The organism is Paenibacillus sp. NEAU-GSW1 (assembly GCF_009737085.1).
Classification (GTDB): Bacteria; Bacillota; Bacilli; order Paenibacillales; family Paenibacillaceae; genus Pristimantibacillus.
On the sequence record NZ_WOVL01000017.1, the window covers coordinates 84,650 to 109,152 of the forward strand.

General features: G+C 51.8%; 25 protein-coding genes and 1 riboswitch. Of the genes, 3 read left to right on the top strand and 22 right to left on the bottom strand.

Annotated features, from left to right (window positions below):
* The first annotated feature begins 76 nt into the window (after positions 1 to 76).
* Positions 77 to 931 (top strand): AraC family transcriptional regulator, encoded by an 855-nt coding sequence (locus GOM71_RS14750; RefSeq protein WP_173275644.1) that lies wholly within the window; start codon positions 77 to 79, stop codon positions 929 to 931.
* Positions 932 to 970: 39 nt separating this feature from the next.
* Positions 971 to 1,372, top strand: coding sequence for an acyl-CoA thioesterase (locus tag GOM71_RS14755; protein WP_156282380.1), 402 nt, complete (start codon positions 971 to 973; stop codon positions 1,370 to 1,372).
* An 11-nt stretch (positions 1,373 to 1,383) separates the two neighbouring features.
* Here GOM71_RS14755 and GOM71_RS14760 read toward each other — a convergent pair whose 3' ends face one another.
* The 20 genes from GOM71_RS14760 to GOM71_RS14855 all read right to left on the bottom strand — a co-directional run bounded on the left by GOM71_RS14760 (position 1,384) and on the right by GOM71_RS14855 (position 20,916).
* Entirely contained in the window at positions 1,384 to 1,929 is a 546-nt protein-coding gene (locus GOM71_RS14760; protein WP_367649616.1) for a GNAT family N-acetyltransferase, read from the bottom strand.
* A gap of 136 nt (positions 1,930 to 2,065) precedes the next feature.
* Complete coding sequence (locus GOM71_RS14765; RefSeq protein WP_156282382.1) at positions 2,066 to 2,608, bottom strand: NADPH-dependent FMN reductase; 543 nt, start codon at positions 2,606 to 2,608, stop codon at positions 2,066 to 2,068.
* 171 nt (positions 2,609 to 2,779) lie between these two features.
* A complete protein-coding gene (locus GOM71_RS14770; RefSeq protein ID WP_156282384.1) occupies positions 2,780 to 3,256 on the bottom strand; it encodes an Rrf2 family transcriptional regulator in 477 nt (158 codons plus the stop codon).
* A gap of 247 nt (positions 3,257 to 3,503) precedes the next feature.
* Entirely contained in the window at positions 3,504 to 4,085 is a 582-nt protein-coding gene (locus GOM71_RS14775; protein ID WP_156282386.1) for a DJ-1/PfpI family protein, read from the bottom strand.
* A gap of 69 nt (positions 4,086 to 4,154) precedes the next feature.
* A riboswitch (ZMP/ZTP riboswitch) is annotated at positions 4,155 to 4,236 on the bottom strand.
* Positions 4,237 to 4,432: 196 nt separating this feature from the next.
* Positions 4,433 to 5,665, bottom strand: a complete 1,233-nt coding sequence (locus tag GOM71_RS14780; protein ID WP_156282388.1) for a M20 metallopeptidase family protein — start codon at positions 5,663 to 5,665, stop codon at positions 4,433 to 4,435.
* Positions 5,666 to 5,668: 3 nt separating this feature from the next.
* Positions 5,669 to 6,997 (bottom strand): LLM class flavin-dependent oxidoreductase, encoded by a 1,329-nt coding sequence (locus tag GOM71_RS14785; RefSeq protein WP_156282390.1) that lies wholly within the window; start codon positions 6,995 to 6,997, stop codon positions 5,669 to 5,671.
* Between the two features lie 41 nt (positions 6,998 to 7,038).
* Positions 7,039 to 7,572, bottom strand: coding sequence for a GNAT family N-acetyltransferase (locus GOM71_RS14790; RefSeq protein WP_156282392.1), 534 nt, complete (start codon positions 7,570 to 7,572; stop codon positions 7,039 to 7,041).
* Between the two features lie 141 nt (positions 7,573 to 7,713).
* Positions 7,714 to 8,187: a DinB family protein gene (locus tag GOM71_RS14795; RefSeq protein WP_156282394.1), complete on the bottom strand. Its 474-nt coding sequence runs from the start codon at positions 8,185 to 8,187 to the stop codon at positions 7,714 to 7,716.
* A 37-nt stretch (positions 8,188 to 8,224) separates the two neighbouring features.
* Positions 8,225 to 9,358: an N-methyl-L-tryptophan oxidase gene (solA, locus tag GOM71_RS14800; RefSeq protein WP_156282396.1), complete on the bottom strand. Its 1,134-nt coding sequence runs from the start codon at positions 9,356 to 9,358 to the stop codon at positions 8,225 to 8,227.
* A gap of 36 nt (positions 9,359 to 9,394) precedes the next feature.
* On the bottom strand, positions 9,395 to 10,555 hold the full coding sequence (locus GOM71_RS14805; protein WP_156282398.1) for a M20 peptidase aminoacylase family protein: 1,161 nt from the start codon (positions 10,553 to 10,555) through the stop codon (positions 9,395 to 9,397).
* Between the two features lie 71 nt (positions 10,556 to 10,626).
* Complete coding sequence (locus GOM71_RS14810; protein WP_156282400.1) at positions 10,627 to 11,640, bottom strand: LLM class flavin-dependent oxidoreductase; 1,014 nt, start codon at positions 11,638 to 11,640, stop codon at positions 10,627 to 10,629.
* Between the two features lie 17 nt (positions 11,641 to 11,657).
* Positions 11,658 to 12,410 carry an amino acid ABC transporter ATP-binding protein gene (locus GOM71_RS14815; RefSeq protein ID WP_156282402.1) on the bottom strand — a complete coding sequence of 251 codons (753 nt, stop codon included), beginning with the start codon at positions 12,408 to 12,410 and terminating at the stop codon, positions 11,658 to 11,660.
* Complete coding sequence (locus GOM71_RS14820) at positions 12,407 to 13,117, bottom strand: amino acid ABC transporter permease (protein WP_156282404.1); 711 nt, start codon at positions 13,115 to 13,117, stop codon at positions 12,407 to 12,409. Before GOM71_RS14820 ends, GOM71_RS14815 begins: the two co-directional genes overlap by 4 nt.
* 3 nt (positions 13,118 to 13,120) lie before the next feature.
* Positions 13,121 to 13,888, bottom strand: a complete 768-nt coding sequence (locus tag GOM71_RS14825; RefSeq protein ID WP_156282406.1) for an amino acid ABC transporter permease — start codon at positions 13,886 to 13,888, stop codon at positions 13,121 to 13,123.
* Positions 13,889 to 13,931: 43 nt separating this feature from the next.
* On the bottom strand, positions 13,932 to 14,786 hold the full coding sequence (locus GOM71_RS14830) for a transporter substrate-binding domain-containing protein (protein WP_156282408.1): 855 nt from the start codon (positions 14,784 to 14,786) through the stop codon (positions 13,932 to 13,934).
* A gap of 166 nt (positions 14,787 to 14,952) precedes the next feature.
* A complete protein-coding gene (locus GOM71_RS14835; RefSeq protein ID WP_156282410.1) occupies positions 14,953 to 15,843 on the bottom strand; it encodes a LysR family transcriptional regulator in 891 nt (296 codons plus the stop codon).
* 570 nt (positions 15,844 to 16,413) lie between these two features.
* Positions 16,414 to 16,842 (bottom strand): L-fucose mutarotase, encoded by a 429-nt coding sequence (gene fucU / locus GOM71_RS14840; protein ID WP_156282412.1) that lies wholly within the window; start codon positions 16,840 to 16,842, stop codon positions 16,414 to 16,416.
* A 26-nt stretch (positions 16,843 to 16,868) separates the two neighbouring features.
* Positions 16,869 to 18,401, bottom strand: coding sequence for a rhamnulokinase (locus GOM71_RS14845; protein ID WP_156282414.1), 1,533 nt, complete (start codon positions 18,399 to 18,401; stop codon positions 16,869 to 16,871).
* Between the two features lie 34 nt (positions 18,402 to 18,435).
* A complete protein-coding gene (locus tag GOM71_RS14850) occupies positions 18,436 to 19,095 on the bottom strand; it encodes a class II aldolase/adducin family protein (protein WP_156282416.1) in 660 nt (219 codons plus the stop codon).
* Between the two features lie 30 nt (positions 19,096 to 19,125).
* Positions 19,126 to 20,916: an L-fucose isomerase gene (locus GOM71_RS14855; RefSeq protein ID WP_156282418.1), complete on the bottom strand. Its 1,791-nt coding sequence runs from the start codon at positions 20,914 to 20,916 to the stop codon at positions 19,126 to 19,128.
* A gap of 175 nt (positions 20,917 to 21,091) precedes the next feature.
* Here GOM71_RS14855 and GOM71_RS14860 point away from each other — a divergent pair, with 175 nt between their 5' ends.
* Entirely contained in the window at positions 21,092 to 22,102 is a 1,011-nt protein-coding gene (locus tag GOM71_RS14860) for a LacI family DNA-binding transcriptional regulator (RefSeq protein WP_156282420.1), read from the top strand.
* A gap of 189 nt (positions 22,103 to 22,291) precedes the next feature.
* Here the strand turns inward: GOM71_RS14860 and GOM71_RS14865 are convergent, their stop codons facing one another.
* Positions 22,292 to 23,923 carry a helix-turn-helix domain-containing protein gene (locus GOM71_RS14865; protein ID WP_156282422.1) on the bottom strand — a complete coding sequence of 544 codons (1,632 nt, stop codon included), beginning with the start codon at positions 23,921 to 23,923 and terminating at the stop codon, positions 22,292 to 22,294.
* Positions 23,923 to 24,489 carry a nitroreductase family protein gene (locus GOM71_RS14870; protein ID WP_156282424.1) on the bottom strand — a complete coding sequence of 189 codons (567 nt, stop codon included), beginning with the start codon at positions 24,487 to 24,489 and terminating at the stop codon, positions 23,923 to 23,925. Before GOM71_RS14870 ends, GOM71_RS14865 begins: the two co-directional genes overlap by 1 nt.
* Between the last annotated feature and the right edge of the window lie 14 nt (positions 24,490 to 24,503).

Sequence of the window (24,503 nt, forward strand, 5' to 3'; positions counted from 1 at the left end):
TCTCTGCAAATCGTGCTTATTTTTGAACAAACCCCGCTTTTCTTGCGATAATCTGATCAAATTGGAGAATGCATGCGTGGAGCCTAACATTGAATCGCTTTTAAAATTCGGCTCGGTCAACGAGCTGTACATTGAATATGTCAAACGGCAGGAGCCGTTTACGATGACGGACGATCACTTTCACGATTATTACGAAATTTACTACATGCTGTCCGGCAAGCGGATTTATTTTATTCAGGATCGTTCCTATTCCGTCGAGCAAGGCGATCTCGTCTTTATCGCAAAGCAGAACGTCCATAAAACGATGCACGCCGGGTCAACGTCCTCCCACGAGCGCGTTATCGTCCATTTCAACGATTCGTTTATTGCCGCAAATGCTTCGGACTGCGCGGATCTGCTGCTGCTGCCGTTTACACGAGGCATTCATGTATTGCGGCTTCCCCGCCAAGAGCAGCTGGCGGTCGATCAAACCGTGCGGCGGATGCTAAATGAGCTTCAGCGCAAGCCCTCCGGCTATCAACTCGTGCCGAGGGCCGGCGTCATTGAGCTGCTGCTGCAGTCATCCCGCTATCTGGAACAGCATGACCCGCCTCCGCTTCATCATGCAACGCCGATTCATGCCAAAATATCGGATATCGTCCGCTACATGAACGAGCATTTCGCCGAGCCGCTCCGGCTGCAGCAGCTGGCGGACCTCTTTTTCATTAGCCCGTGCCACCTGAGCCGCACCTTTAAAGAAATTACCGGTTTCACGTTTTCCGATTATTTAACGATTACCCGCATCAAGGAAGCGCAGCGGCTGCTGCGCGAGACCGAGTTGGCGATCACCGCCATCGCGTCGGCCGCCGGCTTTGACAATTTCTCGCATTTCGGCAAAACATTCAAGCGACTTGCCCGCGTATCTCCAAGAGAATACCGCAAGCAAATTTAGGTGAAAAATACGATTTGTCCAAGGAAGGGATGACCTGCCATGAAAACCGAGCTGAGCCTAATCGTCAGGCCAACTGAAATCGACGTGAACGGACATGTGAACAATGCCAAATATTTGGAATATCTCGAATGGGGCCGCGAAGAATGGTACGAGGCAAACGATCTGCATTATGAGACGCTTAAATCGTTAGGTGTTCAGACGGTTACCGTAAACATTAATATCAATTATCGCCGCGAATGCGTACAGGGAGACAGGCTGACCGTAACGACAGAACCAAAGTCGGTCGGCCGCAGCAGCTTTGTTTTGGAACAGCATATTTATAACGCCGAAGGGCTGCATTGCGCGGATGCGCTTGTTACGAGCGTTGCCATGGATTCGGAAACCAGAAAAAGCCGCCCGGTGCCCGAAGAGCTCCGTCGGCTGTTTCATGCAGAAGCTTAAGAATAGCGGTCTCAGCCGATATTCCTCTGCTCATATTCCGATCTCATCAACCCGTAATACACAATATCTTCGAAATTGTCCCACTTCATAATATGCTGCTTCAGCTCGCCTTCAAACTGCATGCCGATCTTCTTCATCACGTTGGAAGAAGCCGGATTTTTCGTCATCGCGATGGCATATATTTTGTGAAGCTTGAGCTCTTGAAACCCAAATTGTATAATCCGTTTCACCGCTTCTGTCGCATAGCCTTGCCCCCAGAAGCTTTTGCCCAGCCAATAGCCGAGCTCCGCTCTTTGATGGGGCTTGGCCAAATTAAGGCTCACACAGCCAATCAAATCGTCATTATCTTTCGTAACGATAGCGTAAGGATAGCCGTCTCCTTCTATTTTCCGGCATTGGCGTATCCAAATTTCAGCTCCGCCATCCGGGTATGGGTGAGGGATGCTCAACGTCGTTCTGGCAATTTCAATATCCCCGGCCAATCGCTGAACCTCTTTGGCATCGGACTGCTCAAACGGTCTTAACCGCAAACGTTCGGTTTCAAGCACAGGCTGCACCGCATACACATCCTTTTCGTTTATTTCTCAAAATTATAGTACAAATTATGGGAAATGCAACAACAAAAATGGCAACCTAACGACCGTTTATCCGAATCGTTTGGTTGCCATTTTTGTGTATGCTTCGCTTCAATGCCTATTTGCGGCTGTTCATCCAGTTGATGAAGTTGTCTACGACTTTGTCCATATGCGCAATGGTCGGCTCATGCACGAGCTTGCCTTCAGCGTCAAACTTCTCATGAGCGGCGCCGACATACGTTTCATTGTTCGGGATCAGCGGCGACGTAATGCCAGGCGAGAAGAGAATGTCGCGCAAATGGTTTTGCGCGCGAACCGTCCCAAGCTGCCCCATCGACGCGCCCATAATCCATGACGGCTTGCCAATCATCACCTTGTCAACGCGGGAAAGCCAATCAAGCGCGTTTTTCAGCACGCCTGGAATCGCATAATTGTACTCGGGCGTAATCCACAGCACCGCATCCGCTTCGGCAACCTGCTTTTTAAATTCCGTTACCGCAGGAGGCGCATCGTTCTCGATATCTTGATCGTAATGCGGGAGGTTGCGAATCTCGAGTAATTCCAGCGCCAAACGGTCCGCATACCGCTGTTGTAAAAACTGAGCTAGTTTTTTGTTGAAGGACTCTTTGCGAATACTGCCAACGATGACTGCTACTTTCATGCTCAAAAACCTCCTTGGTTAGTGCTGCGTATTGTTATTTACTGCCAATGCGAACACGTAAAAGGGTAGCATTTCAAACAGACCTTGTCAAAATATCGGATGGCCTGCGTCGAAGGTTGCACTATATAAAAAAACGGCCGAATGGGCCGTTTTTTTTCTGCTTTCCCCCGCTTAAGACGGACATTTCATATCGCCATTGCCGATCTGTCCAGAAGGACATAGGCTCACTTTACTCATCAGATCAGATAACGTATAAGTTGCCAGCAGATCAATCGTTTGCTGTTCGGCCATCGCCATAATCGCATTCAACGCTTGATCCAGCAGCATAATCGCCTCGCCGCCGCAATTGCCTCCGTCAGCTGACTCTCCGCTGCACTCATCCGACTTGACCGCGACATATATATCAGCAAGCGTAAGCTTGTCTGCTGCCTTTTTCAAACAATAGCCTCCATCGCGCCCCTCACGCGCTTCAACGATGCCGGATTGCGAAAGCAGCGCCAGCACTCTGCGAAGAAACGTGGCATGAGAATTGACCTGACCGGCGATCGACGCGCTTGTAAGGAAGCCGCCGCTTTGCGCTAACCAGATAAGGGCATGAACAGCTATCCCGAACTTCGCCGGACCGACTTGTATGCTTCGCGAATTCATAGCTAATTCCTCTCCTTGCCAAATGCCTTTACCATCTAAGTTTAGCGTAATAGACAAGTTATGCGCAAGCGCGAAGGGGTTGGACTGCAATGGCATATAAAAGCAATTAATAGTTAAATCCAAACTCCACCGCTCAAAAAAAAGGGCTAAGTTAAATTCTAATGTTGATTTATGACCATAAGAAAACCGCCTTTGTGAAAAGGCGGTTAATTGAGCTATCGTTCTCCGATAGCTTAATATTTATACTTTATACAACTAATATTTCAGCAGGATGGTATGGGTAATCCATTTGCTTCTTAATGTTTTCTACTTCGTTTTCATTTATGAATATGCCAATTAGGTATAAACCCAAATCTATTGACGTTGCTACACCTCCAGCTGTGATGATTTTACCATCATGGACAATCCTTGAATGGACAACTTCTCTTGTATATGGCTCTAATAGTTCGTATGTGAACGGATGCGTTGTCGCTTTCACATTTTGCAAAAAACCCGCCGCTCCGAGTAACAAAGATCCTGTGCATACGGAGACGATGTATCGAGCATTTGAAGCTCCATGTAACCAGATAACAAATTCTTGATTGAACCGTAATTGTCTTGTACCCAGACCTCCAGGAACAAATACGATATCGTATAGTGATAAGTCAGGCTTTATTTTGTTCATTTTAATTGTCATGCCTAATTCGTCCGTGACTTCTTCCTGCATACCGCAAATATCCCACGTAACATCTTTTGTGCTTTCAAAATATTTTAATCGTGTTATTACATCGTAAAATCCTACGAAATCCAGAAAGGTTACACCGTTAAACAAAACAAATGCAATTTTCATATACCATCCTCCTGATAAGTTTTTCTTTATCCTGATAAACAAAAAGAGGCAAGAAGGAATGTTCCTTCTTACCTCTGCCCAGGCGTACGGCGTTATGAATGTATGCTCCCTTGTGGTTTGTTCCACATTTACGCCAGTCACATACACTAAATATTTACTGTAATTATAGTCTGAATATTATAACTTCGGCAAGATATTTATTAAGTTAAATTGTCCGTTTAGCTTAACAAGAATTTTCGGTGACAGTGAACAGGCATGATTTGACCAACATATTTTTCTTATTCGATGAGGTCTAACATAGCCAAAAAAAAAGAAACAACGCCGCAAAGCAGCGTTGCAAAGCAGCGTTATTTCTTCTCTGTTCCTTCGAGCGCTCCCGCAGCCCACGCAGCATGGAGCTTAGCGCCAATCACAAGAGCTCGCTCATCGAGCTCGAACTGCGGGTGGTGCACGGAGTGGACGATGCCGCGCTCGGTATTGCCCACGCCAAGAAACGCAAAAGCACCCGGCACGCGTTCCGTATACAGCGCAAAATCTTCTCCTGCCAAGCTCGGCGACTGCAGCGAGATCGCGTTGTCCTCCCCAGCAACGACAGCTCCCGCTCTGCGCGCGAGAGCGCCATAATGCTCGTCATTTCGGAGCGCCGTGCCGATTCTGAAGAGCGTCTCGCTTGATCCGCCAAAGGACTCGGCAATCGCTTGCGAACGTTTCACGATTAAGCTTCGCACTTGCTCGACCACTTCCGGATTGTAAGCCCGGTAGGTGCCTCTTATTTCCGCATCTGCCGCGATCGCATTAATGACGGCTCCCGCCTTAAGCGTGCCGAAAGCAAGCACGGCAGGCTCAAGCGGATTTACAACGGTCGCCATAGCCGCCTTCATTTCTTGAATGAACTGCGAAGCCATCATAATCGCGTCGACCGCCAAATGCGGCGAGCTGTGATGTCCGGCGACACCTTGAAAGGTTACCGTAAAATGCGACGATGCCGCCATCGCATAGGCAGGATGCACCCCAATCGTGCCGACTGGCAGTTCCGGCCATACATGGAGCGCAAAGCAGGCGTCAACGCCGTCCAGCACTCCGCTTTCCACTAGATCGCGGCCGCCGCTAACAAGCCGCCCGTCGAGCGGACTCGGAACCGCTCCTTCTTCCGCTGGTTGGAACACAAACTTAATCGTGCCGCGCAGCTTGTCGCGATGCCGGGCAAACGCCTTTGCAGCGCCTAAAAGCATCGCCATATGCGCATCATGTCCGCAAGCATGCATAACGCCTTCACGCCGGGACCGATATTCCGCCTCCGTCTGCTCGGCAATCGGCAACGCATCCATGTCCGCCCGCAGCAGCACAGTACGGCCAATACCTCCTCCGATTCCCTGCAATGTTGCGACTACGCCTTTTCCGAAATGGTTGCCTGCGCCTCGCTTCACTTCAAGTCCCCAGCCCTCAAGCAGCTCGGCCACCTTTGCCGCAGTGCGGTCTACGTCAAACAACAATTCCGGATCGCGATGAAAAGAACGGCGGAGCTCGATAAGCTCCGCCTCGTTTCCTTCGATATGCTCAAATAAATTATTCAATTCCATCGATTAGCTCTTCACTTCCACTTTCGTATAACGGTTAGCCGGAACCGGCAGCTCCAGGTTGCCGCGAAGCGTGTCAGACTCATACTCCTCGCGGTAAATGCCGCGCTCTTGCAATATCGGCACAACTAACTCTACGAATTCATCAAGGCTGTTCGGAGCCGACGAAGCAAAAATAAATCCGTCCGCCGCTTCCTCCTCGAACCATTGCTGAATCAGATTGGCGATGTGCTCCGGCGTGCCGATAAACGGAGTGCGAGGCGTTGCCGAACGAAGCGCAACCTGACGAAGCGTCAAGTTTTGCTCCTTCGCAACCCGTTTTATTTTATCCGTGCCGCTGCGGAAGCTGTTGCTGCCGAGATCGCCCAATTCAGGGAACGGCTCGTCAAGCGGGTATTGCGAGAAGTCGTGATGCTCGAAGAAGCGTCCCAAATAATCGAGCGCTTTATCTATCGTTACGAGACTCGCGATCTGCTCATATTTCGCCTCCGCTTCCTCCTGCGTGCGTCCGACAATCGGGCCGATGCCCGGCAAAATCGCGATTTCATCCGCCGAACGGCCGTAAGCGGCAGCTCTGAATTTAACATCGGCATAAAACTGCTTCGCTTCCTCGAGCGTTTCATGTCCGGTAAATACCGCATCCGCGCTTTTCGCCGCAAGATTTTTGCCCGATTCCGACGAGCCCGCTTGGAACACGACCGGCTGGCCCTGTTTGGAGCGCTGGATGTTAAGCGGCCCCTCGACTTGGAAATGTTCGCCCACATGGTTCAATCGATGCAGCTTGGAAGGATCGAAGAAGACGCCTGTTTCTTTATTCCGGACAAACGCATCATCCTCCCAGGAGTCCCAAAGCCCTCTAACGACCTCCAGATGCTCCTCGGCAATTTTATACCGCTGCGGATGCGTCGGATGGTCTTTTTTGCTGAAGTTTTTGGCGGAGCCTTCGAGCGGTGAAGTAACGACATTCCAGCCTGCGCGCCCTCCGCTGATTTGGTCGATCGATGCGAACTGTCTCGCCACTGTAAACGGATCGCTGTATGACGTCGACAGCGTTCCGACGAGGCCGATATTTTTCGTAACGGCTCCTAATGCTGACAGAATCGTGATCGGTTCGAACCGATTTAGAAAATGAGGGATTGACTGTTCCGTAATATATAAGCCGTCTGCGATGAAAACAAGGTCGAACTTGCCTTCTTCCGCCTTCAGCGCCTGCTGCTTGTAGTAATCAATATTTACGCTTGCGTCGGTCAGCGCATCCGGATGCCGCCATGCGCCTATGTTGCCTCCGACACCGTGAATGATCGCGCCAAGCTTCAATTTTTTACGTTTCGCCATCGTAATCCCTCCATAAATTGAATGATATGATTTCAGACCAATTAGCCCAGCAACGCTGTCTCTTTCAACTGCAGCCGATAGCATTTCACAAGCGTTTCGCCCTTCTGCATTTCTTTATCGCGCGCCCGTTCAAAGCCAAGCCGCTCATACAGCTTTACGGCAGAGGCCATCATGTCGGAAGTGTGCAAATGAAGCGTATCCGCGCCTAACTCGACGGAGCGCCGAGCGCTTTCTTTGATCAGGGCCGTAGCGACGCCTTTTCCTCTAGCTCTTGGAGAAGTTGCAAGCAGCCGAATAATTGGCGACGTTATGCCCAGCTCCGGCGCGCCGTAGGCTGTCTCGGAGGAAGCGAACAGCTGCACGCTGCCGACGATTTCCCCGTCCAGCTCCGCTAATATGCGAGCGATCGGACCCTCGCGGTCAACCGACTCCTTAATATTTTCCGCATATTGCTTCCAGCCTTCCTCCGGCATCACCTTCGCGTACTGGCCGTAGGCTTCCAGCATAAGGGCAAGAACGGCTTCACGATCCGTATCTGTTGCATCCCGAATATGAACTTGGCTAATCTCCGCCATCGGTTGATCACCTCTCCCAAACTCGTAAAATCTTTTCTCCAACGGATAATTCTTATAATTCCAATGAAATAAGTATGAATTATAAGTATAAAATAGCATAAAAATAGGAGCCGTGTACAATCAACGTTTTCAATCGAACGATTAATTTTTTGAATAAGCGTCTTTTATCCGGTTAATTTGGCCGATATGCCGCTCAACATGATTAATAAAGCCTTGGATTGCAGCCGCTATGCTGACGGTATCGCCTTTGAAATTAATGCCTGTTTTGGCCCAGTCCGCTTCGTTTAATCGGCTGAACAACTGGCTGTTATAAAGAAGAAACGACTGAAAAGCATCAAGTATTTCCGCCGCTGCTCCTTCGTTTCCATACTGTCCGCTAACCCAGCGATCCTGATTGAAAGCCGGGAGCGTCGCATTCGTATCGGCCAATATATCCCGAATCCGGAATGAAACGACGATATTATGATCGGCAAGATGCGTGAGCACCTCTGTCACGCTCCATTTCTCCGGCGTTTCCTTCCACTTCAGCTGCTCCTCGCTCAAACCGGCTATGGCATCATCCAATAATTTGCGAGTGTTCAGATAGCTCTGAACATCAATCGGCTGGTTGCTCATTCTCATTACCTCCAATATGGTTTTATCATGGTTTCCATCATCTAAAACGTGAAAGCGAAAAAATGCCAATGTCCCGTGTTGTACTGCCTTTAAGCGCCAAATCGGCCAATAGCTCGCCAACCGAGCTTGCAAACTTAAAGCCGTGGCCGGAGAAGCCTCCAGCAATAACTACATTCGATAATTCGGGATGGAAATCAATAATGAAATCCTCATCCGGCGAAAATTCATATTTGCATACTGCTCCGCGCAGCAGCTTTCCTGCCGCCTTCGGCATAAATGATTCCAACGCTTGGCGAATATCCGCTTCATCCTCCGTATAACTGCCAAAGGGTTGAAACTCTTCCCCAGGCTGCCACAACACTCCCGTATCATGCCTGCCAATCTTTAAGCCGCTGCCGCCGCTGCTTGGAAAGCCGTAATAGCCCCCGTTGGATGTGCTCAGCGTAAAACCTGGAAACACCGATTCATCGAATAACGACTCCTCTGCTTGGAACCAGCCGACCGTCTTGCGAATCGGTTGAATGGGCAGCGTCAGGAACGGTTCAACCGTTTTGAACCATGCCCCTGCGCTTACGATGACTTTACCGGCGCGGTAAACGTCGCCTTTATCCGTGTATACGGCTACGCCTTCACCGTCCTTTTCCAGCTTTGTCGTTCTTGTATTTATGAGCAGCTCCGCGCCTGCAGCAATGGCCTGATTCCGGTAAGCGGCTACGCAACGTTCGCTCAGCAAATAACCGGCATTCGGCTCGTACAATCCTTCATAAAATTCGGGCAATTGCACGCCAGGCCATCGTTTACGGATCTCATCCGCTTTCAAATACTCGGTTTCGACGCCAAAGGCGGCGGCGCTGCCGAGCTTCTCTGCAAACGAAATGATGTCAGGCGCAGCCAAATTGAGTACGCCGGAAGCGACAAGAAGCTTTTCGCCTGACTCCGCCTCCAGCTCATTCCATAGCTCGTGGGATCGCAGCGCCAGCTCCGTATAAATTGCTCCGCCCGGATACGCATGCCGAATGAGCCGTGTGTCTCCATTATGGCTGCCATTATTATGGGGCGGGTCAAATGCGTCAATGAGCAGCGTCTTTGCGCCTCGCTTGGCCAAATAATAGCCAGCGCTCATTCCCATTGATCCTGCGCCAATTACAATTACGTCATATGAAGTACACATTGCGACCATCCTACTCTCTAAGAGGCGCTGCCTCCCTTAATATTCATCCAATGCCAGCAGCGCCAATTCCGCGAAATAGCGAGCGCTTAACGGTAATGCTTTCTCATTCAAATCGAACGCCGGATGATGCCACTCCTGCGGCCCCGCCGTTCCCATAAAAACGAATACGCCAGGCACTTGCTTCTGGTAAAAGGAAAAATCTTCGCCCGCTGCCGAAGGCACCGGAACGATCGCTTTCAACCCTGCCCGCTCCGCCGCAGCCTCGGCAACGGCAGCAAGCCGTTTATCGTTCGAAACCGGAGGAGGTCCTTGAATCCAACGGACACGCGCCTTCGTTCCAAAAGCTTCGGCTACGCCAGCTACGACCTGTTCGAAACGTGCAAGCACTTTTTGCCGCACTTCCTCCTCAAATGTACGGATCGTCCCGTCCAAAACCGCCTTCTCGGGAATGATGTTCCACGCCGTTCCGCTGTGCAGCTTCGTTACGCTAATAACCGCGCTTTGCAGCGTGCCGACATTGCGGCTCACAATCGATTGGAGCGCCGTTACGATATGCGCCGCCGTTACGATTGGATCGACGCCTGCTTCCGGCACCGCGGCATGCGTTCCTACGCCGTCGACTTCGACGACAAATCCGTCCGCCGCTGCCATGAGCGGTCCTTCCTTCACGCCGACCGTGCCGACAGGCAAATCCGGCTTGTTGTGCATGCCGAATACCGCTTGCACGCCTTCCAGCGCTCCGCTCTCGATCACCTTGAGCGCGCCCAGCGCCTTCTCTTCCGCAGGCTGGAACAGAAAACGAACCGTTCCGTTAATCTCATGCTCCCGCTGCTTCAGCAGCAGCGCTGTACCGATAATGGCGGATGTATGGAAATCATGCCCGCAGGCATGCATTTTGCCTTCGATAAGAGAAGCAAACGGCAGTCCCGTCTCCTCCTTGATCGGCAATGCGTCAATGTCGGCGCGGATCGCAATGATCGGCCCTTCTCCTGCCGGCTTGCCGACTTCGGCAATGACGCCGGTCTTCAGCCCGTAGTCGATAACGCGTATGTCCGCTTCCGCGAGCCATTTTTTGATCGAAGCCGTCGTCTCGAACTCCTCGTTCGACAGTTCCGGATATTGATGTAAATGACGCCGAATTTCGATCAAATGCTGATCAAACTCCGGCGTTTCACTATAATTCCATTCAGTAGTCATTTGAAGATCCTCCTAAAAAGTTTTGCGGATGCAAAACTTACTTCGTAAGCATATGCCTAAGTTTTGCGCAGCTAGCTGCCTACGGACAGCTCGGAGAACGCTTCGCTCAACAGCTCGTAGGAACGGAGCCTTTGACTGAAATCTTTGACCGGCGTTGTGACGATAAACTCATCCACTTCATATTGCTGCCCAATTTCTTGCAGCCTTCGGCGCACCGTTTCCTTCGATCCGTGCGTCACCTCAGCGTCTCTTTCGACAATCGTATACGACTGCCCTGACTGCTTTCCATATTCTTCGGCTTGCGCAACCGTTCCGAGATTCAGCGTCTTTCCGTCAGCCAGCGTAATGCGTACGTTTTTCATGCCCGATGCCAGCGTAGAAGCTTCCTCATCAGTATCCGACACAATTACAGACAATGCAACAATTGCCTTAGACGCCGCCCCATTGCTTCTATTGAACCGTTCGCGATATACAGTCAGCGCTTCATGGGCAACAGCGGGATCGCTGTTGATGAACTGGGCGAAAACATAGGAAAGTCCTTGCTCCGCCGCCAGCTCCGCGCTGCTGACGCTTGTGCCGAGCAGGAAAATTCCCGCCGGCTGCTCTGGAATCGGGGAAGCTTGAATGCCGGCAAGCGGATGCGTATCCGGAAGCGTATTGTTTACGTGATGGCCAAGCTCCTCCAGCTTTTCGCCCAGCGACAGCGGCTCGGTAATGCCTTTCTGAAGAGCCTGCGTCGAGCGGGGCAGACCGCCCGGCGCGCGGCCAATGCCAAGATCGATTCTTCCAGGGGCGAGCGTTGCGAGAATATTAAAGTTTTCCGCCACTTTATAAGGACTGTAATGCTGCAGCATGACGCCGCCGGATCCCAGCCGGATCCGTTCCGTCTTTCCTACCAAATAAGCGAGCAGCACCTCCGGCGAAGATCCTGCCAGAAAACCGTCATGATGCTCCGATACCCAAAAACGATGGTAGCCGAGCCGTTCAGCTTGCTGTACAAGCTCGACCGTATGATTGAATGCGTCTGCCGGCGTTTCCCCTTCGAAAACAGGGCTTTGATCCAAAATGCTAAGCTTGATCGTCATAAATTACACCTCGCAATTTAAATGTTATATACCCATTCCGAAGTAATCCGCTTCAGAAACTGCTTCGTTCTTTCCTCTTTCGGCGCGCCGAACACCTCGTTCGGCTTACCCTCCTCGACGATGACGCCGCCGTCCATAAAAACCACTCTCCCCGCTACATCGCGGGCGAAGCTCATTTCATGCGTGACCACGATCATCGTAATGCCTTCATTGGCGATTTTTCGAATGACGTCGAGCACCTCGCCTACAAGCTCGGGATCAAGAGCGGATGTCGGCTCGTCGAACAGAATGACCTCGGGATTCAGCGCCAGCGCACGGGCGATTCCGACCCGCTGCTGCTGTCCGCCCGACAGCTGGCTCGGGTAGGCATCGAGCTTGCTTGCAAGACCGACCTTCTCCAGCACCTCGACGCTGCGTTTGCGCGCTTCTTCCTTAGACAGCTTTTGAACGATGACGAGTCCCTCCATCACATTCTCAAGCGCCGTTTTATGCTTGAACAAATTGTAATGCTGGAACACCATCGCCGATTTTTGCCGGAGCTTATGAATGTCCTTTTTGACGGGATGCTTAAAATCGACTGAAAAATCGCCGATTACGATGCTGCCGTCGTTCGGCTTCTCCAAATAGTTAATGCAGCGCAGCAGCGTCGTTTTGCCCGAGCCGCTCGGCCCGAGAATCGCGACGACCTCGCCTTTTTCCACTGTCAGGCTAATGTCTTGCAATACATTGTTTTTGCCGAAAGACTTCGATACCCGCTTCAGCTTAATCATGCTACGCCACCTCGATTGTAATTGTTGATTCGACGCTCCAGCAGCCCGGTTCCCCGTTCAATCAATACCGTCATTCCCCAGAACAAAATGGCAGCGGCAATGTAAGCCTCGAGAAATTTCCAATTGGTCGCTGCAACGATTTGCGCCTGCGCATTGATCTCTACGACCGATACGGTAAAAGCGAGCGTCGATCCATGCAGCATGCCGATCAAATTGTTGGACAAATTCGGCAGGCTGACAGCTAACGCTTGCGGCATTACGATGCGCCGCAACGCTTGCACCGTCGTCATGCCGATCGAATAGGCCGCTTCGATCTGACCGCGATTGACGGCCGTAATGCCTGCACGCACCACCTCTGACATATAGGCCCCTGCCGTTATGGAAAACGAAATATATGCGAAGCCGATTAATGGAATGTTTGCGGAGCTGAATCCGAAACCTAGTGCGTCTGCCGCACCGTCAATAAGCAGCGGCAATCCGAAATAGATAAGAAGCAAATGCATCAGCATCGGCGTTCCGCGAATAAACATCACATAGCCGGCAGCGATCGGATGAAGAACCGGTACGCGATAGGTGCGAATAAGCGCAACAGCCGTTCCGATCAGAAACCCGACCGCTACGGAAACGACCGTAATGTACAGCGTATTCGGGATCGCCTGAATCAAGCTGAGAAACGCCGTCCCGATAAAACTGAAATCGAGCCGCATCGGCTAGCCCCCTTCCTTGATGCTCGGCAAGAGCTGTTTTTTCCACACACCGAATCCGCGGCGCCTCGGCTCCTGCGCACCGACCTGCTTCTCGTGCCTTAGCAGTCTCCGCTCCACATACAGGAAGGTGCGTTCAAGCGCTGTGCTGATAACGAAATAAATAAGTGAAAGCGCAATATAAGTCTCGATAAAATGCTGGGTCACGCCGCCAAGCGTCTGTGACTTTCCAGTCATCTCCATCGCTCCGAGCGAGAATGCAAGAGAGGTGTCCTTCAAATTGGCAATGACCAGGTTCGCAAATATCGGCACGGAAATCGCCAGCGCCTGCGGCAGTACGATTCGGGTAAAAGCTTGATAGCCGCTCATGCCTATGGCGTATGCAGCCTCAACCTGCCCCCGGTCAACGGCATTAACCGCCGCCCGAATGCCTTCCGAGATGAACGCGCCGCTATGGAGCGAATACGTCAGTATGACAAACACAAGCACATCGGTTCGCGACAGATCAACCCCAATCAGCTTGAACAGCTCGGGCACGCCGTAATAGACGAGGAACAGCTGGATCAGAATCGGCGTTCCGCGGAAGAAGCTGACATACACTTGCGAGATCCGCTTCAGCACGGGGATGTTATACAAGCGGGGCAGCGCCACCAGTAAGCCGATGGCAATGCCGACGATGATCGACGCCGCTACGATAAACAACGTAATGTGCAGATACGACAGCAATTTGGGTATAAAGTCGAGCACGTAGCTGATATCGAATTTTTTGCCCATTTTCACACCTCTTCCTTATACCCAAATGAGTTCGACAACTTTGTTATTTCGCTTTTGCTTCGTCCAGCGTCTTCGTAAAGTCTTCACCCAGCCACTGTACGCTCAGCTTCGCCAGCGTTCCGTCCTCTTTGACCGATTTGATCGCTTCGTCCAGCTTATCGGCGAGCTCTTGGCTGTCTTTGCGAAGCACGAACAGAACATCGGATTGGATAAGCGGCTCGCCAACAGTTTTCAGCGCCGGCTTGCCGTCTGCTCCCGGATAGAAGGCGAGGGCGAAATCCGTTGAAAGCGACGCGTCTACGCGCTTCGTTTGAATCAAATTGACAAGGTCATTTGCTGCTCCGCTCGAGTAAACGATGTTGAGCGCATTGTCATTTTGCTTGTTGTATTGCTCCAGGAAGTAGGCCTGGTTGCTCGTTGGCGAAGTGAACACTTTTTTGCCCTTCAGGTCGTCGATCGAATGGATCGCCGTATCGTTTTTGTCCACGGCCACCTTCGTCAAGAAAATGCTGTACGGTTCTTTATTGAACAAAAACTTCTCTTCGCGCTCCGGATTTTTCTCCATTTGATGCGCGACAAAATCGATTTTTTTCGTTTCAAGGCTAAGCAGCAGGTTGGAGAAATCGAGCGTTTGGAATTCGAACTCATATTCCGGAAGCCGATTATCCAATTCTTTCACAAGCTCAACGTCAAAGCCGGTCAGCTTGCCGTTCTCGTCGATGAAGCACACGTTCGGGAACTGCGTGCCTGTGCCTACAATAATCTTAGTTACCTTCTGGCTTGCTTCTTTATTGCCGCTTGCCGTTTGCGAATTTGAACCGCTGCTGCTGTTTGCGCCGCAAGCGGAAACCACCAGAGTTAGTGCGAGTAATGCCGCTGCAATTGTAAACTTTTTCATTTTAATTCCCCCATAAAAATCAAATTTTTATTAAACCAATAATTCCTACTGTTTTTGTAAGGATTGGGATGACATTAATTTATCATCCGTCCTATTCGCCGTCAATAAGCTGGATAATAGAGTTTTTCTATAAGTCCATATAAGAATTCAATACGAAAATAATAGACTAGCTTTCGACGCTGTAAGGGTGTTCTTTGGCAAGCTTTTGCAGCGTGTTAAAAAATAAAGTATGCTCTCCGTTTAGCGCAATAATGTTCGTTTGAAGCGAGATCCCCGCCACTTCCGGAAAATCAATCGGGTAAAGCCGCCCCTCCTTGACCTCGTCAAAAGCGCATAAGCTTGGCAGGAAGCAGATGCCCCCCCGCTGCAAAACGAGCTTTTTCGCCATTTCCAGATTGTCGCTCTGATATTCGATAGCCGGCGGTTTAGTTAGCCCCTCGAATACACGATGTACACGAACCCAGTCGAGCGCTCCGCATTCGAAGAAGACGAACGGGTAATCGCCTATTTGTTCAATTGATACGTCTTGATTACCGATAAACGGATGACCCTCATAGACATGAAGGCGGATCGGGTCGTCAAACAGCTTCACTGACTGCAAATTCGGATGGTTCGTATGGCGGACAAAGCCAATATCGACATCCTTATTCAGCACCTTGTTTATGATATCGTCCGTCGTGCTCGTCGTTAATTTGAAATGAATGTCTGGATAGCTGCGCTTGAAAGCCGGCAATAGCTGCGGCAGCACGTAGTTGGCAACCGAGACGGTGCAGCCGATGCGCAGCTCGTTCGGCAGCGCTTTTTTCTGATGCAGATGCAGCTTGCCTTTTTGCAAGGTTTGGAGAATCGACTGCGCATACGGCAGAAACCGTTTCCCCTCCTCCGTCAATTGAATTTGCTTGCCCAGCCGATCGAACAGCTTGCAGTCCAGCTCCCGCTCGAGCGACTGGATGCGCGCCGTCACCGAAGGCTGTGAAAGAAACAATATTTCCGCCGCCTTATTGAAGCTCCCGTAATGGATGACATAGACAAACGCTTCGATATTATCAATATTCATAGACGCAGCTCCCCCCCCAATTGCGTATAGCACTAATGATTTTTTACTTTTCCAATGAGATAACTAGGAATTATAAGTTAGGGTTAATATTAGTTCAGCTTCTCTAAAGTGTCAATGGCTGGAATTTCGGATAGTTGCCGACGGGAGGCGTGGCGCGCTGTTTGGCCAGTTTTGGACTTACAGCATGTCTGACTGCTGCGTTCTGCGCGTGTAAGTCCATTTCTGAACTAACAGATGCGATTCGGGAGGCGAATTAAGATAAAAGGCCGCTGTTTGGCCAGTTTTGGACTTACAGCATGTCTGACTGCTGCGTTCTGCGTGTGTATAGCTTCCGAGCAGTGAACGCAAGAGATTCCTAAATCCTGTTCAAATCTTTCAACCAAGCAAGATTTCCCTAATCCAATAGTCTATCTCCTATTATCTAATAGTTTAAATCACCAATGTTGATCCCTCCATTTACCGAATGTACTATTTAATAAGCTGTGCAGCAGTAGAATTCAATACCGACGACAGCAGCCCAACAAAAAAGGGCAACTGCCCTTATAGGCAGTCACCCTTCCCTTCTTCCTATTACTTAATTACGCCCTTCTTCAAAATCACGTTCGCATACAGCGCGCTTTCGCCAGTGGCGATGATCGCGTACGCTTTTTTCGCGCGCTCGTAGAAGGCGAACCGCTCGACTTCCTCAAATGGCTCCTTCAAGCCGCATCGCGCTTCAACGATTGCGCTATACTCGGCCCAAATCGGCGTTTCCACTGAATCGCCGGGCACGACGGCCATTAACGCCGCCGGCCTTTCGACATATTGGTCGAGCGGAAACAGCTGCAAAATCGCATCAAGCAGCTCCGGTATGTTGTGTCCGTCTGCGCGGACGAGCCGCTGCGCATGACTGGCGGCGGGGAAGTTGCCATCTGCGATTACGATTTCGTCGCTATGGCCCATCTCCATTACTATTTTTAACAGCTCAGGTGAAATCAACTTAGAAATACCGATCAGCAACCTTGCTCACTCCTTTTTCTTATCCATTATGCGCTAACCTCGGACTGGCCTCCAATCAGCCGTTTATACGCTGCATAGGCTTCATTCCAGCCGTCAGCTTCCGAACAATCCGGCTCATAAGCAACAACCGGAAAAGCAGCGGCCGACAGCTCCCGCGCTTCCGCAAGATCGGCGCAATGCCCTTGCGCCACAAGCTGCATCAGCATGTTGCCGATTGCGCTCGCCTCGACGGGGCCTGCCCATACCGGCCGTCCAAGCGCGCCGGCAGTCAATCGGCAAAGCAGCCGGTTCTGGATGCCGCCGCCGACCATATGCAAGCCGCCAAAGGCAGCGCCGGTCAGCGATTCAATCTGCTCAAGCACACGCCGGTAGGTGAGCGCCAAACTCTCCAAGATGCATCTTGCAATCTCGCCCTTTGTCTCCGGCACAGGCTGGCCGGTTTCCAAACAATAAGCACGCACTTTTTGCACCATATCGGAGGGCCCGTAGAAACGCAAATCATCCGGGTTGATGAAGCTTCGGAAAGGAGCAGCATCCTCCGCCATAGCGGCCAGTTCGACGAACGACACGGAGCTTCCCTCCGCTTCCCCCTGTTCATCCCATTCGCGTTTGCATTCCTGGAGAATCCATAAGCCCATAATATTTTTCAACAGCTGATATTTCCCGAAGGCGCCGCCCTCATTGGAAAAATCAAGCGCCATCGCCTCCGGCGACAGCAGCGGGCGGTCAAGCTCCGTGCCGAGCAGCGACCAAGTGCCGCATACGAGATAGGCAAAAGCGCCCTTATCCGCAGCCGCCGGAACCGCCGCAATTGCCGACTCCGTATCATGCGTAGCAACGGCTACCGCTTCGATTGGCGGAATGTCCAGCTCCTCGCACACCTCCGGCAGAAGCGGTCCGATGCGAGTACCGGGATGAATCGGCTCCAGCAGCATCGTTGAAGGGATGCCAAGCCGCTCCAGCAGCTCCGTATTCCAAGCCTGCTTCTCCGGATGGAACAGCTGCGTCGTCGTCGCCATCGTAAATTCGCACACCTTGCGTCCGGTCAGAAAATATACGAGCAGGTCAGGCGTAAGCAGCAGCGTCCGCGCCGCATCCAGCTTCGGCGAAGAAGCTTTGCGCATTGCATAAAGCTGATATACCGTATTGAACGGCATAAATTGCAGGCCGCCCTGCTGGAACAAAGCCTCTTTGCCGATCAAGGCGCAAACCTCCTCGATCAGCCCTTCCGTCTGCGGATCGCGGTAATGGTACGGATTGCCGAGCAGCTCGCCGTTCGCATCAAGAAGTCCAAAATCGACGCCCCAAGTATCGACGCCAAACGTCTCCGGCGAGCAGCCCTCCTGGAATGCTTTACGGATCGCCTTCTTCATCTCATACAGCAGACGCAAAATATCCCAGTGCAAATGACCGCCTGCCGCTATCGCATGATTCGAAAAGCGATGAATTTCTTCGACCTGCAACGCCCGGCGGCCGTCTTCGCGTTTCAGCAGCTTGCCGATCAAAGCCCGTCCGCTGCTCGCCCCCAGATCAAAAGCAAGTACGGTTGAAAGCAACATTCGTTCGCCGCCTCCTTCCATCGGTAATAAGAGATCATTGCATTTTTTGCAGCAGCTGAATCCGGTACGCTTCGCTCTCCAGCGACGCAATCTCCTCAAATTCCTCTTTCGTCAGCACCTTCGGCTGCTTGATCGCTTGCGCAATCAAATAAATTTTCGAGCTTTCCTCGACAACCTCAGTTCGGTAATAGGCTTCACGCAAATTGCGTCCCGTTGTAACAAGCCCGTGATTGCCGAGCAGTATCGAGCTCGCATCATTGACTTTCGCAACGAGCGCTTCCGCGAGCTTGTCGGTCGTTGGAAGCACGTAAGGGACATATACCGTTTTGCCGACCAACGCCGCCTGGTCCGGGAACATAATTGGAAGCTCCGTCTCGACGAGCGTAAAAGCGATGCAATACGGAGGGTGTGTATGGACAATTGCCCCAATGGACGGGTTCGCGCGATAAGCCCATAAATGCATCAGCACCTCAGACGATGGACGCAATCCGATATCCGTAATCACGCCTGTCTCAATATCAACCTCTACCCATTGCTCCGGTTCGACTTCATCCAGCGCAAAGCCGCTTGGCGACAAATACATTTTGCCGTCATGCTTGGCGCTGATGTTGCCCCCGGGACCGACTACCAGCTTGTTTACAACGGTTTTCTTCGCATATTTGCACAGCTCTTGCCGAATGTTCACGCTGCTCATATAGATAACCTCCGCTCGATTAGACGTTTCTTATTTGTATAAAGGACCGAAGTTTTGGCAGGCGCGGAAATCGGCGCTCTCTTTGTTCTCCGTGCCCAGCAGTCCCCAGACGCGTGGACGGAAAATGCTCTCGTCCGGCACGTTGTGCATATTAACCGGAATGCGCAGCATCGACGCCAGCGTAATCAAATCCGCTCCGATATGTCCATAGCTGATCGAGCCGTGATTCGCTCCCCAGTTGTCCATTACGTCATAAACGCTTGTAAAAGCGCCCTTGCCGGTCAAAATCGGCGCGAACCATGTAGTCGGCCAAGTCGAGTCGGTCCGTTTATCGAGCGTGTCATGCACATCCGAAGGCAAATCAACGGAATAGCCCTCGGCGATTTGCAGCACAGGACCAACGCCTTTGACCATATTGATGCGCGACATCGTCATTGGCATTCCGCCGCGTGTAAGGAAATCCGAGGAGAAGCCGCCCCCGCGGAAATATTCAACGCCGGCAGGCCGCCAAGACGTTGCCGCCAAGCAATCGGACGCTTCCTGTTCAGATATTTCCCAGTAAGGCTTCATTGCCGGTGCGCCGTCTCGCTGCTGCTCGCCCGTGCCGTCCAGCGTCGCCGAGCCTGAATTGATCAAATGAAGAATGCCGCCCGCCGCATGTCCGCTCAGCTTGTGACCGGTTACTCGTTCGACCGATTCCGGGCTCCAGTACGTGCGCACATCGGCGAAAATTTGCGCCGTATTCGTCAGCAGGTAACCAAACAGCATGACGACGCCGTTCAGGCTGTCATTCTCCGTCGATACGATAAATGGAGGGCGAATGCCGTTCCAGTCGAATGACGAGTTCAAAATCGCTTCCATAAAGTCGCCGTTTGGAAAATGGTCGGTCCATTGGCGCTGGCCTTGGAAACCGGAAACGATCGCGTTATGGCCCATCGCTTCTTCGCCGAAGCCAAGCTCGGCAAGACGAGGATTGCCGATCATCAGGTCGCGTGCGATAATCGTCATTTTCACGACAGTTTCCCAGTCTTTATCCTTCTGTTCGCGCGTCGTCTGAATGCTTGCAGGATTGTTGTCAGGTCCTTCGATGCAGTTTTCCTTCGTCCAAGCGAGCGCTTTCTCGTATTCGGCAGTGTCATAAATTTGTTCTTCAAAACGGCGCACGAATTCGGACATATCCATATACTCCGTGCGCATGCCAAGATACTCTTGGAAGAATGCGTCATTCACGATCGATCCGGCAATGCCCATCGAGACGGAGCCCATCGACAAGTACGATTTGCCGCGCATGTAAGCTACAGCAAGACCGGCATTGGCAAACGAAAGCAGCTTCCCTTTAACATCATCAGGGATCGACGTGTCGGACGCCTCCTGCACCTCATGACCGTAGATGCCGAAAGCGGGAATGCCCTTTTGCGCGTAGCCGGACAATACGGCTGCCAGATAAACGGCTCCAGGACGTTCCGTACCGTTAAAGCCCCATACCGCGTTCGGAATCGATGCGTTCATATCCATCGTCTCCGTGCCGTAGCACCAGCAAGGCGTTACCGTTATCGATACCCCAACGTTTTCGCGGGCAAATTTGTCCGCGCAAGCAGCCGCCTCCGCTACGCCGCCGATCGTGCTGTCCGCGATAATGCATTCCACCCGTTCGCCGTTCGGATAACGAAGATGCTCCGACAGCAAAGCGGCGACTGAACGCGCCATTTTCATCGTTTGCACTTCCAGCGATTCGCGGACCCCTTTGCGCCGCCCGTCTATCGTCGGACGAATGCCGATCTTTGGAAATCCGTTCTGAAAGCGATAAGCTGTATCCGCCATGTTGAAACCCTCCTAAAAATTGTTGGCAATGCAATGATCAACTTCGCGAGTTATAACGTAATGTAAGCGCTTATTGTGTTACCGATAACTCTAATTTAGCAAGGAGGCTATCTTGCTGTCAAATGTTTTTTCTTGTACGATATAGTCATGATTTTCAACAAGGAGAACGATCGCAATGGTTACCATTTATGATATTGCGGAACGTGCGCAAGTGTCGGCAATGACGGTTTCTAGAGTTATCAATAACACCGGCAGAATCAGTGAGAAAACGCGGGCAAAAGTGAAAAAAGTGATGGAGGAAATGAACTATGTGCCGAATCAAATGGCTCGCAGTCTCGTCCTTCAGCAGACGAACCTGCTTTTTCTGCTTATTACTGATATCACGAACCCATTCTATACGACGATTTCGCGAGGGGCCGAGGATGCGGCGATGAAGAACGGCTACCGCCTGTTGTTCGGCAATAGCGATGAAAATTTGGAGAAAGAGCAAGGGTACATGAATACGATTCTGACGACGCGCGTCGATGGCGTTATGATCGCGCCTGCCGGCGATCTGTCGCTTCCGCATCTTGAGCAGCTGCGAAAGCACAACACGCCGTTTGTGCTGCTCGACCGCGAAGTGCCCGGCATTGAATGCGATATCGTCCTCGGCGACGGCAAAGAGGGCGCTCGCCAGCTCGTGGAGCATTTAGCGCAGCGCGGGCATAAACAGATCGCGCTCGTCAACGGTTCAAGCTCCGTCTCCAGCGCGAGAACGAGGCGGCAAGGCTACGAGGAAGCGCTCAAGCTGAACGGCTTGACGCTGCATGATAACTATATTTTCGAAACGAGCTTCGGCCCTCGCAGCGATTTGTCCGAGATGGAAGCTTGGCTCGGGTCGATGAAACCGCTGCCGACAGCAATCGTTGCCGGCAACAACGTGCTGGCCGTCGGGGTCATTCGCCTCCTCCGCCAGCGCGGCATTCGGATACCGGAAGACGTGTCGGTCGTCTGCTTCGACGACTTCGGTCCTTTTTCGGAAGTCGAACCGTTCGTAACAGTCGTTGCCCAGCAGGCCTATCAATTCGGTTATTTAGGCATGCAAATGCTCATTGATCGGATTCAAAATCGCGAGGATGCAGGGCCATGGAAAAAGGTTGTGTTGCCGGCAGAGCTCGTCGTACGCAGCTCTGTTAAACAGCTGTGATTGACACCTGTGCCGCCCCGACTGGCCCGTAAGAGGGCAGCGCTAGTTTTCGTAAATCGACGTTGCAACGTCCCCCTATAAAGCAATTGAGCTCAAATAACGCTGTGGGACATCGCTATTTCATAACTAACAAAAAGGGCCGTCCAAAGTCATTAAAAATGGCGATGGACGGCCCTTTCCGCCTTTCAGCTATCGCATGCCCGCCATAATTTCGATTGGCGTCGCCTCCGACGGAATCGCAAATCGCAACAGCTCTTCGATGATGTGCTTTCGGCCGATCGGCGCCCAGCTTTGGGCAACCCAATTGGACACCATGCGCGTCTGATTGTTTCGCACGGCTTTCATCGCACTCCAGCGAGGCGAATGAAGCAAATGCTGCAAATCAGCTTCATCATGCCGGTATAGCGCATTTTGCAGTACAAATAAATGGTCCGTGTCGAGCGGCGGCAGATCGGCAGCCGGAAACTCGCGATTCATCTCCGTCAATGGCACAAAGCTGCCCGGTTTTAAACCGAGCTCCTTGTACAGCAGCTCGTTTATCGGGTGATTTGCCATCCCTTGCAGCCGGATTGCTTTATTGATCATGCGCATGAGACACACCGTCTCGTTTCTTAACCTGTCGCCCAGAATGGCGCGGGCAAATGCGGCAAGCCGTTCCAGCTCGCCGATATTATGCTGCGCCTCCCGCTCTCTTCCGACCAGCTCGGCGATTCTCAAATGCAGCATGCGCCAATCCATGCTGCACGCCAATACAGCCGTCTGAGCGGCATCTTTCAAAAGATCATAATAGGGCTTGTGCCTGCAGTCTGCAATAATCAGATCCGGCTTGGCCTCCTCGATCGTCCGCTTATGTTCAAGCAGCCAGCCTCTGTTGCACTCGTTTTCGACCTTTTCGTCAATGTACATATTGATGACGGCTACCGGTTCGATCCCGAGCGAACGCAAGTTATCATCATGCCCGAATCCGGTAGCGATCGCTACTTTCAACGTTTTTCGCTTCACGAACATCGTTGGCGCTATACCGACGGATCGTTTAAACGTGCGGCTGAAATGGAACTCGTTTCCGAACCCGACGATGGAGGAAATCTCTTTGACCGAGCAATTATCTTTCGACAACAACGGCTTTGACGCGTCTATTCGGAGCTGCGTCAAATATTCGATCGGCGTTACGCCCTTCTGCTTCTTAAAACTCCTGGAATAAGAAGTGGGCGTTAGTCCTGCGACATCGGCCAACGTCTCGAGCTTGATTTTATCCCGGAAATGGCTTTGCATGAAGCGAATGCTCGCTTCGATTCCGCTTTCCCCTGGCATCTCCCCAAACGCCGCCTCCGCCGCAACCTCCCGCTTGCTGCCGATGATGCGATGCAGCAGCTCTTGCAGCGATCCGTTGGAAGCCCCGCTTTCACATAGCTGCACGACTGATTCCAGCACAGCATCGGCATTGCCGATCGACAGGCGTCCCGGCGCGAAAGGCAGCCAAGCCGCTTCCTCCGACTCTGACTCTGCCTCTGCCAGTGCGGTGGTCACGCTCCAAGATCCTCTTCGTTTCGTGAGCATTACCCTCTCGAGCAGCAGGAGGTAGCAATCTGCACCGCCGGAATCGAGCTTCCATTGTGCAGGCATTCCTTTCTTCAAATAAAAAGAGAAACCGGGCCTCAGTTCAAAAGGGACCTCCCCGATACGGCAATCCCCGGCTCCTTCCGCAACGAAGCAGATCATATCGCACGGGATCGTCAGCCGTCCGTTTGTTCCCTTTAGCACTCGCCTTCGAATCGAGGACAATACAAGCATCGACTGTTCTTTGCGGCGATTGGTCAGCATTACCGGTCAATAATCGTAAGCAGCTCTTCTGCCGATGTCCGAGGACGTTCAGGCGGCACTTGCTCCGGATAGCCGATGTGCAGCACGCCGACAATCTTTTCTCCCGGCTTAAGTCCCGCCGCTTCCCGGAACTTCGGATCATAGCTGTACCAGTTCGTTTTCCAAACGACGCCGATGCCGCGCTCCCATGCCGCCAGCTGGAAGTTTTGGATGAGACAGCAGACAGCCGCGTAATCTTCATCCCATTCCTTTTGCCGCGGGTCCTCTTTCAAAATGATAACCAAATGAGCCGGTATGTTCGTGTAATACTCGAGCTTGCCAGCGCCCATCTTCTTATGCTCTTCGCTCGTATAGGTTTTAAGCACCGCATCCGCGAAAGCCTGACGGCCGCCGTCCCGGTACAAAATAAAGCGCCAAGGCTCTCTCATGCCGTGATTCGGCGCCCATACCGCGATGTTCAGCAGCTCCAATATTTCCGAAGTTTCGATCGGCTCATTACGGAACAGCCGGACGCTCCTTCTGGAGCGAATAATATGTTCAATGGATCCGTTCTTTTGTTTTTCCATCTGCGTTTTTCTCC

Bases quoted from the DNA above. Each gene is read 5' to 3' on its own strand.
- GOM71_RS14825 (WP_156282406.1), bottom strand. From the start codon at position 13,888: ATGGGCAAAAAATTCGATATCAGCTACGTGCTCGACTTTATACCCAAA.
- GOM71_RS14860 (WP_156282420.1), top strand. From the start codon at position 21,092: ATGGTTACCATTTATGATATTGCGGAACGTGCGCAAGTGTCGGCAATG.
- GOM71_RS14810 (WP_156282400.1), bottom strand. From the start codon at position 11,640: ATGACGATCAAGCTTAGCATTTTGGATCAAAGCCCTGTTTTCGAAGGG.
- GOM71_RS14820 (WP_156282404.1), bottom strand. From the start codon at position 13,117: ATGCGGCTCGATTTCAGTTTTATCGGGACGGCGTTTCTCAGCTTGATT.
- GOM71_RS14865 (WP_156282422.1), bottom strand. From the start codon at position 23,923: ATGCTGACCAATCGCCGCAAAGAACAGTCGATGCTTGTATTGTCCTCG.
- GOM71_RS14770 (WP_156282384.1), bottom strand. From the start codon at position 3,256: ATGAATTCGCGAAGCATACAAGTCGGTCCGGCGAAGTTCGGGATAGCT.
- GOM71_RS14815 (WP_156282402.1), bottom strand. From the start codon at position 12,410: ATGATTAAGCTGAAGCGGGTATCGAAGTCTTTCGGCAAAAACAATGTA.
- GOM71_RS14780 (WP_156282388.1), bottom strand. From the start codon at position 5,665: ATGGAATTGAATAATTTATTTGAGCATATCGAAGGAAACGAGGCGGAG.
- GOM71_RS14805 (WP_156282398.1), bottom strand. From the start codon at position 10,555: ATGACTACTGAATGGAATTATAGTGAAACGCCGGAGTTTGATCAGCAT.
- GOM71_RS14795 (WP_156282394.1), bottom strand. From the start codon at position 8,187: ATGAGCAACCAGCCGATTGATGTTCAGAGCTATCTGAACACTCGCAAA.
- solA (WP_156282396.1), bottom strand. From the start codon at position 9,358: ATGTGTACTTCATATGACGTAATTGTAATTGGCGCAGGATCAATGGGA.
- GOM71_RS14870 (WP_156282424.1), bottom strand. From the start codon at position 24,489: ATGGAAAAACAAAAGAACGGATCCATTGAACATATTATTCGCTCCAGA.
- GOM71_RS14790 (WP_156282392.1), bottom strand. From the start codon at position 7,572: ATGGCGGAGATTAGCCAAGTTCATATTCGGGATGCAACAGATACGGAT.
- GOM71_RS14775 (WP_156282386.1), bottom strand. From the start codon at position 4,085: ATGAAAATTGCATTTGTTTTGTTTAACGGTGTAACCTTTCTGGATTTC.
- GOM71_RS14765 (WP_156282382.1), bottom strand. From the start codon at position 2,608: ATGAAAGTAGCAGTCATCGTTGGCAGTATTCGCAAAGAGTCCTTCAAC.
- GOM71_RS14755 (WP_156282380.1), top strand. From the start codon at position 971: ATGAAAACCGAGCTGAGCCTAATCGTCAGGCCAACTGAAATCGACGTG.
- GOM71_RS14845 (WP_156282414.1), bottom strand. From the start codon at position 18,401: ATGTTGCTTTCAACCGTACTTGCTTTTGATCTGGGGGCGAGCAGCGGA.
- GOM71_RS14835 (WP_156282410.1), bottom strand. From the start codon at position 15,843: ATGAATATTGATAATATCGAAGCGTTTGTCTATGTCATCCATTACGGG.
- GOM71_RS14850 (WP_156282416.1), bottom strand. From the start codon at position 19,095: ATGAGCAGCGTGAACATTCGGCAAGAGCTGTGCAAATATGCGAAGAAA.
- GOM71_RS14855 (WP_156282418.1), bottom strand. From the start codon at position 20,916: ATGGCGGATACAGCTTATCGCTTTCAGAACGGATTTCCAAAGATCGGC.
- GOM71_RS14830 (WP_156282408.1), bottom strand. From the start codon at position 14,786: ATGAAAAAGTTTACAATTGCAGCGGCATTACTCGCACTAACTCTGGTG.
- GOM71_RS14785 (WP_156282390.1), bottom strand. From the start codon at position 6,997: ATGGCGAAACGTAAAAAATTGAAGCTTGGCGCGATCATTCACGGTGTC.